Consider the following 15,028-nt stretch of genomic DNA (forward strand, 5'->3'; position numbering starts at 1 on the left):
CTCACTTGTGGAATTCAGGCGTGCGGCGATTGCATATTCGGACGCCTGCCGATACCGTCGGTCCAACCGGGGCCCGCGGCGAATGGAAGCTGACAGGGTACGTAGACAGGAAGGGGAAGTACGATTGAACTGGTGGAATGAAGGCCTGCAGTTGAAGTTGCGCATCCATCCGGCAGGTCTTGCCCTGGCTGCGCTGTATGCGATTGCATGCTGGGGCGCACGGCAGCTGTCGTTTGACCAGTTCTACCTGCCCGCCGGCATCCGGGTTGCCGCCCTGCTCCTGTGTCCACCGCGACTGTGGCCTTATCTTCTGCTGGGCGAATACGCCTACTTCGCCCAGATCCGTTATCCGCTGATCGAGAAATACGGCATTGCCTGGGTCATCCTGGCCTCTACGCTGTTGATGCCCGCGGTGATGCTGATCGTCCATCGATCACGACAGCTGATGTCGCGATCGACCAACGCCGGGCTGCTGGTCATCGCTGCCGCCGCGTCGGTCGTGGTCACACTGACCAACCTCGGGCTCTCCCATGCGCTGTGGCCATCACCTCCCAGCGACACACTGACAGCGTTCCTCACCCGCGCCGGACGCTTCACGACAGGTGATTTCCTGGGCATCCTCACCGTCGCACCGCTGGCGCTGGTCTGGGCGGCAAGGCACGCCGAGCCGACGTTGAAGCGTGAGTACCTTGGCACCACGACCCTGGCGCTTGTATCGATGATCGTGCTGGGAATCATGGCCGCCTGGATGCCGGATGAGTCGGCAGCGGCCCGCACGTCCATACAACTGCTGCTTGCCCTGCCGGCCGTCGTCCTGACCGGCCTGCACGGCTGGAAAGGTGCAGCCGTCGGCGTACCACTGCTCAACCTGATGATCGGCCTGAGCATGCCCAAGCCCTTCCCTGCCACGTTTGACGCGACAGTCCTTGCCACCCAGCAGGTCATGGCCATTACCGGCATTGCATTGCTGCTGCTGGGCGCGCGCATTTCCCAGTACCACCGCCGCTATCGCCAGCGTGAAACCAGCGAGAAAAAGGCGATCTCGCTTGCCCGCAGTTCCCACGTCGCCAGTGAAATGGAACTGCGCGAACGTGCGATCAGCCTGCGCAGGCTCGGCGATGGCATCGATCTTTCACTGACGGAAGTCGTGAACTGGCTGACGTCGCAAGGCCACCAGTCCATTGCCAACAGCCTGCTGCACACCGCCACGGTGCACTCGCGCCTGTTCCGCGAACAGGCAAGCATGGTCTACCCGACGGCACTCGAGCAGCTCGGCCTCTATGTCGCCCTGCAGGCCGGTGGCGTGCGCGCTGCATGGAACGGGACGCATCGGGTGGTTGACCCGCGCTTGAGTGGTGATCCCTGCAACCTCAGCCTCGACCTGCAACTCCTGGCCTACCGCACGCTCATCGACGCCGTTTCACTGATGCTCAAGCACGAGACGGGCCAGATGGTCGTCCGCACGCGCTGTGTCCGTGGCCGCGGGCAGCGCGGCATCGTAATGACCGTTGCGTTGCTGGACCCGCACCGCGCCCTTTCCTCCGACACGGGCGAATTGGCTGCAGACCGGCTGGCCGGACGCATGCTGGCATTCGGCGGAACGGTCCGAACGCGTCACAACCGCATCAGGATGCTGCTGGTCGAGCCAAGCAACGAACGATCATCCGCGCCCGGCCACGGACCTGCCGGGCTGCAGTCTGCATCGTCGTCCGCATGGAGCCAGACCCGCGCGTAGTCGCAGGCCGGAAGCCAGCAGGTGCCGAAGCAGCCTGCTGGCCCGTGGCTTACGGCGTTTCCACCGACCACAGCGCGTCCACACCGGCGCCGTAGCGAACGAGCGTGAACTCGCTGCCGCGGTACACCACCGTTCGCACCGCACCGCCCGGCAAGGGCAGCTCACGGCCCGGCAGGGACACCCGCGCCAGGCTTTCACCGGCGGGAAGAACCCAGAATTCATCCCCGGCATTGCCGATGATCAACTCCACGCGGCCCGCCAGATCATTCACCTGGAAATAGCTGATGCCGTCGCGCTGGAAGCCATAGAGCAACCAGTTGGCGTCCTGGCTCAGGTTGACCGCAACGGGATTGGCCTGGCCAAGACCGCGCTTTGCCAACCGGATGCCATGGTCATCCGACTGAGCGGACGCTACCACGGGAAGGACTGCCAGCAGCGCCAGAACAAGCGCCCGAACGTATGAGATTCGCACATCCACCTCCTCATCTGGGACAGCAGGATCGCTGTCCGGAAAATGTAAATTGATTCCCCCCAGGGTGCCGCAGGAGGGCCCGCATTCGTGCATGCGACAGACACCCGCTCGATACTATAAGTCAGCCCCTGCTGCAGGCAGATCACATCCTCGGGCTAAAGTTTCTTCCGCAACCGCCGCTATCCATCCCGAGCGCCCCTCCCTCACGTGAGCCTCCGCACCATGCCCGTCCTCCCGCAGGTCGTTGTCGATGGCGACCTGGCCGACCCCCTTCCGCAGCGGATCCTGCTGGTGGAGAACTCACGCGCGTTCACTGGAATGCTGCGCGAAGCCATTGAACAACGCCTGGAACTGCCGGTGGTGGTGGCCTCCACCCTGGCCGAGGCGGGCCGCCTGCTGAGCGACGAAGGTGGCTGGTTCCTGGTCCTGACCGGGCTGGTGCTGGCCGACGGTGACCGCGATGCGGTCGTCGAGTTCTTCCTCAAGCGCGACCTGCCCACCGTGGTGGTCAGCAGCGTGTATGACGAAGACCTGCGCAAGCGCGTGCTGCAGCAGCAGATCATCGATTACGTGCTGAAGAACACGCCCGGCAGCGTCGACTACCTGGTGTGGCTGGTACAGCGGCTCGAACGCAACCGTCGCATCGCCGCGCTGGTGGTGGATGATTCACCGTCGGCCCGCGGCTACGCCGCCGCACTGCTGCGCATGTACGGCCATGAGGTGTTCGAGGCCGCCGATGGCGCCGAAGGCCTTGCGGCCATCGAGGCACACCCGGCGATCCGCCTGGCCGTGGTCGACCAGGAAATGCCGGGCATGCAGGGCGTGGAGTTCACCCGCCGCCTGCGTACCCTGCGTTCGCGCGACAAGGTGGCGGTGATCGGCATCTCCGGCAACACCGACGCCTCGCTGATCCCGCGCTTCCTGAAGAACGGCGCCAACGATTTCCTGCGGAAACCTTTTTCGCGCGAGGAGTTCTTCTGCCGCGTGTCGCAGAACGTCGACCAGCTGGAGCTGATCGGCACCCTGCAGGACCTGGCCACCCGCGATTTCCTCACCGGCCTGCCCAACCGCCGCTGCTTCCTGGAACAGAGCCAGCGCCAACTGCCGCAGTTGCAGCTGCATGGCCAGTGCGTCGCGGTGGCGATGATCGACATCGACCACTTCAAGCACATCAACGACACCCATGGCCATGAGGCCGGCGACGATGCGCTGCGCGCAGTGGCACGTGCGGTGGGCGACCACGCACGCAGCCAGGACCTGATCGCACGCTTCGGCGGCGAAGAGTTCTGCCTGCTGGTGCCGGAGATGGAGCAGGATGAAGCCATCGTCTACTTCGAGGAGCTGCGCCAGCGCATCGCCGCGCTGGAAGTGGACATCGGCACCGCCACCCTGCGCATGACCGTCAGCATCGGGCTGTGCTGCCTGCGCCCGCAGCGCGATGCGCTGCACCGGCTGATCTCCGAAGCCGACCGCCAGCTCTACCTGGCCAAGGCCGCCGGCCGCAACCGGGTCAGCTGCACCACCGTGGCCAGCCCGCTGCGCCCACGCGAAGCGGCGATGGCCGGCGCGCTTTGATCCAGATCAACGCCGCCTGAGCGCGGCCACCCTACAGTCGGCCCCGACATGAAAATGAAGGGGAGCCGGGGATGGCACTACTGGTATGGCAGGACGATCTGAACATCGGCATCGATGTGATCGATCAGCAACATCGGCGCATCGTGGAGATGCTCAACCACCTGCATGTGGCGCAGGCCGGGCTGCAGACGGCGGTGGTGGCCGAGGTGATCGACGAAGTGGTGGACTACACCATGTCCCACTTCGCGTTCGAGGAAGAGTTGATGGAGGAAGCGGGCTACCCGTTCTGTGCCGCGCACAAGCGCGTGCATGAGATCTTCATCAAGCGCGTGGCCGAGTACCGGCTGCGCTTCAAGGCGGGCGAGGACATCACCGACGAGCTGCGCACGATGCTCTCGCGTTGGCTGTTCAACCATATCCGCGGCGATGACCAGGCCTACGCCGAGCAGGTCAAGGCGCACCTGAACCAGTTCGCACGCGAGCACCAGAGCGGCGGCTGGCTGGGCCGCACGCTCAAGCGTGTCTTTGGTTGAGGTGGGCGCGCCGCTGCAGCGCCAGCAGCGCACACAACGTGGCCACCGCGGTCAGGCACAGGTAGTAGCCGACCGCGACCAGGCCGAAGCGTTCGGCCAGCCACGTGGCCAGGTAAGGCGCCGGCGCCGCGCCCAGGATGCCGGCCAGGTTGAATGACAGTGAGGCGCCGGTGTAGCGCACTTCCACCGGGTAGATCTCGGCCAGGAAGGTGCCGCACGGGCCGTAGGTCAGGCCCATCAGGAACAGGCCCAGGCACAGGAAGGTAAACACCAGCCACGGGCTGTGCGCCTGGAACAGCGGCGCGAACAGCACGCCGAAGCCGAGGATCAGCAGGCTGGCGAACACCATCGTGCGGCGCGTGCCCCAGCGGTCGCCGTAGCGCGCCGACAGCGGGATGCCCGCCGCGAAGAACAGCATCGCACCCATCTGCATCAGCAGGAACTGCTCGCGGCTGTAGCCCAGCACCGCCGTACCGTGGCCCAGGCTGAACACCGTCATCAGGTAGAACAGCACGAAGGTGGCGAACGCACCCAGCGTGCCCAGCAGCATGGGCAGCCAGTGGTCACGCAGCACCGTCCACATCGGCAACCGCACCGGTGCCTTGCGCTCCAGCGCCTGCTGGAAATCGGGGGTCTCGTGGATGTTCAGGCGCACCCACAGGCCCAGGCCGACCAGCAGTGCGCTGGCCACGAACGGAATGCGCCAGCCCCACTGCAGGAAATCCTGCTGGCCCAGGCAGCGGCCCAGCAGCAGGAAGATGCCGGCCGACAGCAGGAACCCCAACGGCGCGCCCAGCTGCGGGAACATGCCGTACCAGGCGCGCTTGCCCGGCGGCGCGTTCTCGGTGGCCAGCAGCACCGCCCCACCCCATTCCCCGCCCAGGCCCAGCCCCTGGCCGAAGCGGCACAGTGCCAGCAGTGCCGGCGCCCACAGCCCGATCTGCGCGTGCGTGGGCAGCAGGCCGATGGCCACGGTGGACAGCCCCATGGTCAGCAGTGCCGCCACCAGCGTGGCCTTGCGGCCGATGCGGTCGCCGAAGTGGCCGAACACCGCCGAGCCCACCGGGCGCGCGATGAAGGCCACCGCGAACGTCGCCAGCGATTGCAGCAGGGCCGCCTTGTCGCTGCTTTCCGGGAAGAACAGGTGCGGGAACACCAGCACCGCCGCGGTGGCGTAGATGTAGAAATCGAAGAACTCGATGGTGGTGCCGATGAGGCTGGCCAGCAGGACACGGCTGGGGGAATTCACGGGCGGCGCGGCAGCGGTGATCGAGGACATCGGCAAGGCGTGGAAGGTGGATCGACCGATTCTGCCACGCGCGGGCGGCCGGACGGGACGATGGTTACAGGCGACACCGATGCCAACGGAATTTTTCCGTGCAGTGGTTACGCTACGCCACCGGTCCCTGCATGGATGCTTGCCGATGGCCCCTGTGGTTGCGTTGCGCTGGTCCGACTCACCGCAACTGCCGCGCACGGTGGCCTGCCTGTTCGTGGTGCTGCTGCATGCCCTGCTTGGCGCGTGGCTGTGGCAGGGCAGCCATCCCGGCGCGGCGCCCGGCGATGATGAACGGATCAGCCTGCGTTGGCTGCCGGCGTTGCTGCAACCGCCCTCGCCGCGCGACGTGCCCACCGAGGTATCGGCGGCACCGACGCCTGCCCGCCCCGCGCGGCGGCTCGCGCCTGTACCGCTGCCGCCGGCAGATGTGGAAAGCGACAGCACGCCGACACAGGCACCTCTCATGTTGGGCCTGCCGGCCGGCAGCATCGATGGCGGTGATGGCATCACAGCGGCGGGCGTGGCGCCACGCCTGACCGGCCGCCGCGAGGTGCACCCGGCCTTTGCGCCGCGACGGAACTACTTCCGCATCCGCAGGACGATGACGCCCGAACAGATCGTGCACGGCGTGGCACAGCTGCTGGGCCTGTGGCCGCCGGGGTACATCGTCGACCCGTGCCAGCTGGGGAAGCAGGACATGGACTATTTCCAGGGTGCGGTGGAGGAGATGGACCGTGAAATGCTGCGCGAGGCGGTGCTCGTGGTGAGCGCGCGGTGCCCGTAGAGTCGAGCTTGCTCGACTGCCTTTCGGGCAGCGCAGCCGAGCGTGAGCAGCCGAGCATCGCTCGCTTCCAACAAGCCGGTAGCGCCGGGCCATGCCCGGCGGCGCGACGCTACAACTGGATCCAGGTCGCCTTGATCTCGCTGTACTTGTCGAACGCGTGCAGCGATTTGTCGCGACCATTGCCCGACTGCTTGTAGCCACCAAACGGCGCGGTCATGTCACCGCCATCCCAGCCGTTCACCCACACGCTGCCCGCGCGCAGCTGCCGCGATACGCGGTGCGCGCGGCCCAGGTCCCGCGTCCACAGGCCGGCTGCCAGCCCGTATCGGCTGTCGTTGGCCAGCCGCACTGCCTCGGCTTCGCTGTCAAACCCAAGCACCGCCAGCACCGGTCCGAACACTTCTTCGCGGGCCAGCGCCTGCTCCGGCCGCACCTGGTCGAACACGGTGGGCTGCACATAGCAGCCACCCGCTTCCACCTCGGCACGCTGCCCGCCCAGCAGCAGGCGTGCGCCGTCGCCTTCGGCGCGGGCAATATCGGCCAGCACCTTGTCCATGTGCGCGGCATCGACCAGCGCCCCCATCGGCGCATCGGCGTCCAGCGGATGGCGCGGTTGCATGCGCCGGCCATAGGCCACCACCTGGTGTACGAAATCGTCACGGATCGAACGCTCCACCAGCAGCCGCGAACCGGCCGTGCAGACCTCGCCCTGGTTGAAGAAGATGCCCTGCGCCACGCCCTTGGCTGCTGCATCCAGATCCGGCGCATCGGCAAACACCAGGTGCGGGCTCTTGCCGCCGCACTCGAGCCAGACCCGCTTCAGGTTGGAACGGCCGGCGTACTGCAGCAGCTTCGCGCCGGTGGCGGTGGAGCCGGTGAAGGCCAGCACGTCCACGTCCATGTGCAGCGCCAGCGGTTCGCCCACGTACATGCCCTGCCCGGGCAGCACGTTGAGCACGCCGTCGGGCAACCCGGCTTCGGCGGCCAGTGCGGCCAGCCGCAGCGCGCTCAGCGGTGAGCGCTCCGACGGCTTGAGCACCACCGAATTGCCCATCGCCAGCGCCGGCGCGATTTTCCAGCAGGCCATCAGCAGCGGGAAATTCCACGGCACGATGGCCGCCACCACGCCGGCCGGCTCGCGACTGACCAGGCCCAGTTCGTGCGGGCCGGTCGGCGCGATATCGCCATACAACTTGTCCACTGCCTCGGCGGTCCAGCGCAGGCAACGCACCACGCCGGGCAGGTCGACGCGCCGCGCATCGCGCACCGGCTTGCCCATGTCCAGGGTTTCCAGCAGGGCCAGTTCATCGGCATGGTGTTCCACCAGCGCGGCCAGTGCCAGCAGCACGCGCTTGCGCTGCGCCGGGCTGGCCTGCGACCAGTGGCCGGCATCGAAGGCACGACGCGCCCCTGCCACCGCGCGCTCCACGTCCTGCGCATCGCAGTCGGCCACCTGGCCGAGTACGCGGCCATCAATGGGACTGATGCAGTCGAAACGGGCGCCGCTGGCCGCGTCCACGTAGCGGCCATCGATGAAGGCCTGCGTGGGAATGGCCAGCTGGCCAGCCAGCGCCTGCCAGTGGGTGCGGTCGGGGAAGTCAGCCATGTCCGGCTCCAGGCAGCAATTGCCCCGTTTATACCGCCGCGGCCGTGATGCGACCGTCCTCCTGCGGCACTGTCACCGCGATGACGCGGCTGCGCTACAGTCGCTGCATCGGAACCGACGGAGGCGGCATGAAGAACCCCGCGATCGACCCGCATGCGCTGGCCACCCAGCGTCCCGATTCACTGGACGCGTACTGGATGCCGTTCACCGCCAACCGCCAGTACAAGGGCGCCCCCCGCATGCTGGTGCGCGCCGAGGGCATGCACTACGAGGACATCGACGGCCGCAGCATCCTCGATGGCGCCGCCGGCCTGTGGTGCTGCAACGCCGGCCACGCGCGCCCGCGCATCGTCCAGGCCATTGCCGAACAGGCGGCCACCCTGGATTATTCGCCCGCCTTCCAGATGGGCTCCCCCCCGGCCTTTGCCCTGGCCCAGCGGCTGGCCGCACTGGCCCCGGCCGGGCTCAACCATGTGTTCTTCACCAGCTCCGGCTCGGAGGCGGTGGATACCGCGATGAAGATCGTGCTGGCCCACCATCGCCTGCGTGGCGAGGGCCAGCGCACCCGCTTCATCAGCCGCGAGAAGGCCTACCACGGGGTGGGCTTCGGCGGCATGGCGCTGGGCGGGTTGCCCAACAACCGCAGGCAGTTCGGCCTGCAGCTGGGCGGCGTGGACTTCCTGCGCCACACCCTGGACCTGGAGCGCAACGCGTTCAGCAAGGGCCTGCCGCGCCACGGCGCCGAGCTGGCCGACGACCTCGAGCGGCTGATCGCCCTGCACGATGCGTCGACCATTGCCGCCGTGTTCGTCGAGCCGGTGGCTGGCTCGGCCGGGGTGATCCTGCCCGCCCCCGGCTACCTGCAGCGGCTGCGCGAGATCTGCGACCAGCACGGCATCCTGCTGGTGTTCGACGAGGTCATCACCGGCTTCGGCCGGGTGGGCATGCCCTTCGCCGCACAGCGCTTCGGGGTCACCCCGGACCTGCTGACCTTCGCCAAGGGTGTCAGCAACGGCGCCGTGCCGCTGGGCGGGGTACTGGTCGGCGATGCGGTGCATGCCAGCTTCATGCAGGGCCCGGCGCAGGCCATCGAGCTGTTCCATGGCTATACCTATTCCGGCCACCCGCTGGCCTGCGCGGCGGCCCTGGCCACCTTGGACATCCACGCCGAAGAACGCCTGTTCGAGCGCGCCATCGAGCTGGGCGAGTACTGGCAGGAGCGCCTGCATGCCCTGCAGGGGCTTCCCAACGTGGTGGACATCCGCAACTTCGGCCTGGTCGGCGCGGTCGAGCTGGCGCCGCGCAGGGATGCCGCCGGTGCCCGTGGCTACGAGGTGTACCGGCGCTGCTTCCACGATGGCCGCCTGCTGGTGCGCTGCACCGGTGACATCATTGCCCTGTCGCCGCCGCTGATCATGGACAAGGCACAGATCGACCAGATCACCGGCACCCTGGGCGAGATGATCCGGGCCACCGCCTGAGGCCGGGCCGGCGGCGATGAGCGGGTACAATGGTCGGTTCCGCTCCTGACTGTTGCCGTGCCCATGGACATCGTCGTCAAAGAAGAACTGAAGGCCTACATCGACCCGCTGACCGCGGACGAACACGACGCGCTGGAGCGCAGCATCCTGGCCGAGGGCTGCCGCGACGCGCTGGTGCTGTGGGGAGATGTGCTGGTGGACGGCCACAACCGCTTCGGCATCTGCCAGAAGCACGGCCTGCCCTTCAACACCGTGCAGAACACCCGCTTCCAGAGCATGGAAGACGTGCACCTGTGGATGATCGAGCAGCACCTGGGCCGCCGCAGCGTCTCCGACTTCCAGCGCGGCGTGCTGGCCCTGCGCAAGCGCGACATCCTGTCTGCGCGCAAGCAGGTGGAACAGGCGCAGCTGCAGCGTGAGAGCGACGGCACCGCCGATCCGGCCGACGACGCGGGCGAAGACAGCCCGCCGTGGGAACCGGCACCGAAGGTCAGCCGCGCCGAGCTGGCCCGCGAGGCCAAGTTGAGCACCAGCCAGGTGGGCATGATCGAGCGTATCCATGCCCAGGCCGCGGCCGAGGTGGTGGAGGCGGTGAAAGCCGGCGTGATCTCGATCAGCGCCGCTGCCGCCGTGGCCGACCTGCCGGAAGAGGAGCAGCGTGCGGCTGCCGCCGGCGGCAAGGACGAACTGAAGCAGGCCGCCAAGCGCGTGCGCGATTCCAAGCGCAAGCCGCGCGCACCCAAGCCTGAAGCGGCCGAGATGGATTTCGAGGAGCCGAGCGAGGATGAGGTCGCCAGCCGCGATGCCGAGGTGCTGTCCGCGCTGGAGCAGCTGGGCGAGGACGCCCCGGCGCTGCGTCGTCGCGTGGTCGCCCTGACCCGCGAGAACGACACCCTGCGCGCGCAGCTGGCCGCGCTGCGGAAGCAGCTCGAAGCGCTGTAAGCAGGTGGTAGCGCCGGGCCATGCCCGGCGAGCGCAGCGGGTTCTGGAGAACCGCCGGGCATGGCCCGGCGCTACCGATGCATTGACATCATCCAACGGCAGGTAGACTGCCCCCATGACGTCTGCCATCGATCCGCGCCGCGCCCAGCTGCGCCGCCTGAAAGCCATTGCCCTCGGCCTGCTGCTGTTGATGCTGGCCGGGTTTGCGGTCAGCCACTGGCAAGGCGAACGCGGCGCCTGGGCCTGGGTGTCGGCCTTCTGCGAGGCCGCTGCGGTCGGCGCGCTGGCCGACTGGTTCGCGGTGGTGGCGCTGTTCCGGCGACCGATGGGCCTGCCCATTCCGCATACCGCGATCATCCCGCGCAGCAAGGAACGCATCGGCGACAGCCTGGCCGTGTTCGTGCGTGACCAGTTCCTCGAGCCTGGCGTGCTGCTGGCCAAGCTGCAGGTGTTCGATCCGGCCAGCCGCCTCGGCAGCTGGCTGGCCGATCCGGCGCGTTCGCGCATGCTGGCCGACATGGCCCGCGGCTGGGCGCTGCAGGCATTGGATTTCTTCGACGAAGGTGCCGTGCGCCGGCAGCTGCACAGTTTCGTGGTGCAGCAGTTGCGGCAGTGGAACGCCGCGTCCACCGCCGGCGAACTGCTGGCGCTGCTGACCGCCGATGGCCGCCACCAGCGCGTGCTGGACGAAGGCCTGCAGCGGCTTGGCCGCTGGCTCGAGCAGCCGGAAGTGAAAGAGCGTGCCTCGCAGTTGATCGTGCGCTACATCCAGCGCGAGTGGCCGACGCTGTCGAGCACGGTGAACTGGGTCAAGCCGATCGACGAGATCGGTGACAGCCTGGCCGCACGGCTGGCGCGGGCGGTGCTGGAGGAACTGCAGCAGGTCCTGGCCGAGCCGCAGCATCCATTGCGGCAGGACTACGAGACCTGGCTGGGCAACTACGTGCAGCGCCTGCGCGAAGACCCGGCGCTGGCCGAACGCATCGAGCAGCTGAAGCAGGAAATGATCGACCACCCCGCGCTGCAGGATTACGTGCAGGGGCTGTGGGCGCGCATCCATGCCAGCCTGCGCGCTGACCTGCAGCGCGAGGATTCGGCGCTGGTCGGCCACCTGCAGCGCAGCCTGGCATCGCTGGGGTCGACGCTGCAGGCCGATCCGGCGCTGCGCGATGCCCTCAACCAGCATCTGCTGGAGGGTGCGCAACGACTGACCGAGCGCCTGCGCGAGGGCGTGACCACGCATATCGCGCAGACGGTGAAGGGCTGGGACGAGCGGCACCTGGTGGAGCAGCTGGAACTGAGCGTGGGGCGTGACCTGCAGTTCATCCGGTTCAACGGCACGCTGGTGGGTGGGTTGATCGGGCTGCTGCTGCATGCGGCGGCGGTGGTGTTCAGATTCTGATGATTGCTTGGCAGGGCTGCGCCCTGCACCCGCAGAGGCAACGTCAACGTCAACGTCAAAAGCCTGCATTCCGACGGTTGGCGGGGTGGGTCCGGTTGAGGGGGACGCCATAAACCCATCCTTGGGGGCTTGGTCGCGGCATCCATGCCGCTCACACCCCCTCAACCAGACCCACCCCGCCTTCGACAGTTTCCCGCGAGCTGTTGGAACGGCACGGGGTCGGATCCCGTTGCGACGCAACGGGCTCTGACCCCATGCCTGGCGGAAGGCGACGGCATATTGCGCGACCGGGGTCACACTCCTTATGCTCCCGCGCCATGCGGGCCAGGGTGGCCCGTGGGGGGATCCATGCGAAGGATATGGGTGTTGCTGCCACTGCTGGCGGCGGCCGCTGATGCGTGCGCGCAGCGTGTGTACAAGTGCAACGACGGTGGTCGTACCGTCTACCAGACCGTGCCGTGCCCGAGTGGCCAGGACACGGGCGTGACGCGGCCGATCGTGTGTGATCCCAAGCTGAGCTGGCAGGAATCGGAACGCGTGGACCGCGAGCTGCGCGATGCACGTCGCCAGCTGCAGGCCAATGCCGGCCGCAGTGCGCCGCAGGGCACTGGCGCCGTGATCGAGGCCGCCAGCAACGCCGAGGCCTGCGACAAGGCCCGCACGCGCAGGGAAATGGCCGAGTGGTTCGGCACGCGGACGCCGCAACGGCAACTCAACGACGAGGTCACCCGCGCCTGCGCATCACGCTGAAGGCTGGGGCACCTGCCACGGCCAGGCCATGCTTGATTAACGAAATGCGAATGCCTATCATTTACTGATCGGTTGTACGCTCAGCCACCTGGCGCCCCCACCGCGCTTCCGCCCGTGTACATCCCCGGCTCCTCGTGCGCCGACGGTCCAGGCCGTCAGCGCGTGGCGATGGGAGATGCCTCGGGTCGCGCGATTCCGCGCAGGCGCCCGCACGCATGGATTCCATCGCTGATGTTTTTCTCCTGCATGGAATCGCACTGTATGGCCCGATCGAACATCCCCGCCGTTTCACCCTTGGCGCTGGCCCTGGCCACGCTGTTGTGTGCCCCGCTGGCCCACGCCGATGCACCGTCCGCTGCCGATGCGCGCACGCTGGACACGGTAAAGGTGACCGCCGACGGCGAGATCCAGAACGGCTACACGGTGAAGAACACCCGCAGCGCGACCAAGCTGGACCTGTCGCTGCGCGAGACGCCGCAGTCGGTCACCGTCATCACCCGCCAGCGCCTGGATGACATGGGCCTGTTCTCGCTGTCCGATGTGATGGGCCAGGTGACCGGCGTGCATGTGGCAGTCACCGACAGCGAGCGCATCAACTATGTGTCGCGCGGCTACAACATCACCAATTTCCAGATCGACGGCATGCTCAACACCTTCGGTGGGTCGATCAAGACCAACACCGACAACGTGATCTACGAGCGCATCGAAGTGATCCGCGGTGCCACCGGCCTGACCACCGGTGCCGGCGATCCCTCGGGCACCATCAGCATGGTGCGCAAGCGCCCCACCGATACGTTCCAGATGGGCGCCAACCTGACCCTGGGCCGCTGGGGCAACCAGCGCCTGGAAGCCGACCTGGGCGGCCCGATCGCCTGGGACGGCCGCATCCGCGCGCGCGTGGTCGCCGCCAAGCAGCAGAGCGATTCGTTCCGCGATGTCTACAAGCTCGACAAGGATGTGTTCTACGGCATCGTCCAGGCCGACCTGACCGACAGCACGCTGTTCGAAGTGGGCTATGAGTATCAGTCGCCGCACACTACCGGCGTGACCTGGGGCGTGGTGCCGTACTGGGGCCCGGATGGGACGCCGGCCAACCTGCCGCGCTCGACCAACCTGTCTGCGTCCTGGAGCAGCTGGCCGATCGTGGAAAAGACCACCTTCGCACGGCTGGAACAGCAGCTGGGCAGCCACTGGTCGGTGAAGGCCGCGATCAGCCACGCCAAGCGCAACACCGATGGCGCGGTCTGGTATGGCGCGCAGGGCTACCCGCGTGCCGATGGCACCGGCGTGCTCGCCTACATCGGCAACTTCGTGGAAGACAGCACGATGGATGTGGTGGACGTCAACGCCACCGGCAGCTTCGACCTGTTCGGCCACACCCAGGAAGTGGTGTTCGGCGCGGGCCAGTCGGTGCGCAAGGGCGAGTATCCCTCGGCCTCCATCGATCCGTACCCCGCCAGTTACGCCCAGGTTCCCGACTGGCGCCACTGGACCGGCGATGTCGCGCCGCTGTCGGTGACCCGCCCGGGCTACCTCGGTTCGCAGGATGAGCTGCGCCAGCAGGCGGCCTACGTGGCCACCCGCCTGCGCCTGGCCGACCCGCTGCTGGTCGTGGCCGGCGTGCGCTACGGCAACTGGGAAACCAAGACCTGGCGCTACAGCTACGACAGCAGCGGCAACCGCACGGGGACCACGCGCACCGGCTACAAGCCCAAGGACCAGACCACGCCGTACGCCGGCGTGGTGTACGACTTCAACCGCGTGCTCAGCGCGTATGCCAGCTACACCGACATCTTTGCGCCGCAGAACTATCGCGACAGGAACGGCAGCTACCTGGAGCCGGTGGTCGGCAAGATGTACGAAGGCGGCCTGAAGGCCGAGTTCTTTGGCGGCCTGCTGAACGCCTCGGCGGCGATCTTCGAAGGCGAGAAGGACAACGTGGCCGAGGTCGATGATTCGGTGCCGCCGAACTCGCTTCCGGATGGCACCCAGGCCTACCGCTCCACCGGCAAGGGCAACAAGGTGCACGGCTGGGAAGTGGAAGCACAGGGCAGCCTGGGTGAAAGCTGGAACCTGTCGACCGGCTTCGCCCATGCCGTCAGCCGCAGCCAGGCCGGTGTGCTGCAGAACACCCCTACCCCGCAGGACACCTTCCGCCTCAACGCCAGCTGGCGCCCCGGCGGCATTGATGGCCGCTTCTGGCTGGGCGGCGGTGCCACCTGGCAGAGCCGCATCTGGCGCACCAGCACCAAGGCCGATGGCAGCAGGGCCGACATCACCCAGGACGCGTTCTACCTGCTGAACCTGGCCGGCGGCTACCGCTTCAACGAGAACTTCAGCGCCCAGCTCAACATCAGCAACCTGCTGGACAAGAAGTATTACAACAACGTCGGCTTCTACAACGGCGTGTACTGGGGCGAACCGCGCAACGTCAGCGTGACGCTGCGCTGGAAGCTCTGATGCCCTGAT

12 protein-coding genes are annotated in these 15,028 nt (G+C 67.4%); 9 read left to right on the top strand and 3 right to left on the bottom strand.

Annotated features, from left to right (window positions below; genetic code table 11):
• The first annotated feature begins 82 nt into the window (after positions 1–82).
• Complete coding sequence (locus C1926_RS14415; protein ID WP_108759642.1) at positions 83–1,735, top strand: MASE1 domain-containing protein; 1,653 nt, start codon at positions 83–85, stop codon at positions 1,733–1,735.
• 49 nt (positions 1,736–1,784) lie between these two features.
• Here the strand turns inward: C1926_RS14415 and C1926_RS14420 are convergent, their stop codons facing one another.
• Positions 1,785–2,213, bottom strand: coding sequence for a hypothetical protein (locus C1926_RS14420; protein ID WP_254057274.1), 429 nt, complete (start codon positions 2,211–2,213; stop codon positions 1,785–1,787).
• Positions 2,214–2,429: 216 nt separating this feature from the next.
• Between C1926_RS14420 and C1926_RS14425 the strand changes: the two genes are divergently transcribed.
• A complete protein-coding gene (locus C1926_RS14425) occupies positions 2,430–3,782 on the top strand; it encodes a diguanylate cyclase (RefSeq protein ID WP_108746323.1) in 1,353 nt (450 codons plus the stop codon).
• Between the two features lie 71 nt (positions 3,783–3,853).
• On the top strand, positions 3,854–4,315 hold the full coding sequence (locus C1926_RS14430) for a bacteriohemerythrin (protein ID WP_079221317.1): 462 nt from the start codon (positions 3,854–3,856) through the stop codon (positions 4,313–4,315).
• Here the strand turns inward: C1926_RS14430 and C1926_RS14435 are convergent.
• Complete coding sequence (locus tag C1926_RS14435; RefSeq protein ID WP_108759643.1) at positions 4,296–5,594, bottom strand: MFS transporter; 1,299 nt, start codon at positions 5,592–5,594, stop codon at positions 4,296–4,298. The genes C1926_RS14430 and C1926_RS14435 overlap by 20 nt on opposite strands.
• A 145-nt stretch (positions 5,595–5,739) precedes the next feature.
• Here C1926_RS14435 and C1926_RS14440 point away from each other — a divergent pair, with 145 nt between their 5' ends.
• Positions 5,740–6,378, top strand: coding sequence for a hypothetical protein (locus C1926_RS14440; RefSeq protein ID WP_108759644.1), 639 nt, complete (start codon positions 5,740–5,742; stop codon positions 6,376–6,378).
• Positions 6,379–6,487: 109 nt separating this feature from the next.
• Here C1926_RS14440 and C1926_RS14445 read toward each other — a convergent pair whose 3' ends face one another.
• Positions 6,488–7,984, bottom strand: coding sequence for an aldehyde dehydrogenase (locus C1926_RS14445; RefSeq protein ID WP_108759645.1), 1,497 nt, complete (start codon positions 7,982–7,984; stop codon positions 6,488–6,490).
• A gap of 128 nt (positions 7,985–8,112) precedes the next feature.
• On the opposite strand from C1926_RS14445, the gene C1926_RS14450 reads away from it, so the two are divergent.
• The 5 genes from C1926_RS14450 to C1926_RS14470 all read left to right on the top strand — a co-directional run bounded on the left by C1926_RS14450 (position 8,113) and on the right by C1926_RS14470 (position 15,019).
• Complete coding sequence (locus tag C1926_RS14450) at positions 8,113–9,465, top strand: aspartate aminotransferase family protein (protein ID WP_108759646.1); 1,353 nt, start codon at positions 8,113–8,115, stop codon at positions 9,463–9,465.
• Positions 9,466–9,528: 63 nt separating this feature from the next.
• Entirely contained in the window at positions 9,529–10,407 is an 879-nt protein-coding gene (locus C1926_RS14455) for a plasmid replication/partition related protein (protein WP_108759647.1), read from the top strand.
• Between the two features lie 115 nt (positions 10,408–10,522).
• A complete protein-coding gene (locus tag C1926_RS14460) occupies positions 10,523–11,809 on the top strand; it encodes a DUF445 family protein (protein WP_108759648.1) in 1,287 nt (428 codons plus the stop codon).
• Between the two features lie 366 nt (positions 11,810–12,175).
• Positions 12,176–12,559, top strand: a complete 384-nt coding sequence (locus C1926_RS21545; RefSeq protein WP_159095114.1) for a DUF4124 domain-containing protein — start codon at positions 12,176–12,178, stop codon at positions 12,557–12,559.
• A 261-nt stretch (positions 12,560–12,820) separates the two neighbouring features.
• Positions 12,821–15,019, top strand: a complete 2,199-nt coding sequence (locus tag C1926_RS14470) for a TonB-dependent siderophore receptor (protein WP_108759650.1) — start codon at positions 12,821–12,823, stop codon at positions 15,017–15,019.
• Positions 15,020–15,028 lie beyond the last annotated feature (9 nt).

It is taken from the genome of Stenotrophomonas sp. ZAC14A_NAIMI4_1 (assembly GCF_003086915.1).
Lineage (GTDB): Bacteria > Pseudomonadota > Gammaproteobacteria > Xanthomonadales > Xanthomonadaceae > Stenotrophomonas.

Coding starts and splice junctions, on each gene's coding strand:
- C1926_RS14415 (WP_108759642.1), top strand. CDS start 83: ATGGAAGCTGACAGGGTACGTAGACAGGAAGGGGAAGTACGATTGAAC.
- C1926_RS14425 (WP_108746323.1), top strand. CDS start 2,430: ATGCCCGTCCTCCCGCAGGTCGTTGTCGATGGCGACCTGGCCGACCCC.
- C1926_RS14430 (WP_079221317.1), top strand. CDS start 3,854: ATGGCACTACTGGTATGGCAGGACGATCTGAACATCGGCATCGATGTG.
- C1926_RS14435 (WP_108759643.1), bottom strand. CDS start 5,594: ATGTCCTCGATCACCGCTGCCGCGCCGCCCGTGAATTCCCCCAGCCGT.
- C1926_RS14440 (WP_108759644.1), top strand. CDS start 5,740: ATGGCCCCTGTGGTTGCGTTGCGCTGGTCCGACTCACCGCAACTGCCG.
- C1926_RS14445 (WP_108759645.1), bottom strand. CDS start 7,984: ATGGCTGACTTCCCCGACCGCACCCACTGGCAGGCGCTGGCTGGCCAG.
- C1926_RS14450 (WP_108759646.1), top strand. CDS start 8,113: ATGAAGAACCCCGCGATCGACCCGCATGCGCTGGCCACCCAGCGTCCC.
- C1926_RS14455 (WP_108759647.1), top strand. CDS start 9,529: ATGGACATCGTCGTCAAAGAAGAACTGAAGGCCTACATCGACCCGCTG.
- C1926_RS14460 (WP_108759648.1), top strand. CDS start 10,523: ATGACGTCTGCCATCGATCCGCGCCGCGCCCAGCTGCGCCGCCTGAAA.
- C1926_RS14470 (WP_108759650.1), top strand. CDS start 12,821: ATGGCCCGATCGAACATCCCCGCCGTTTCACCCTTGGCGCTGGCCCTG.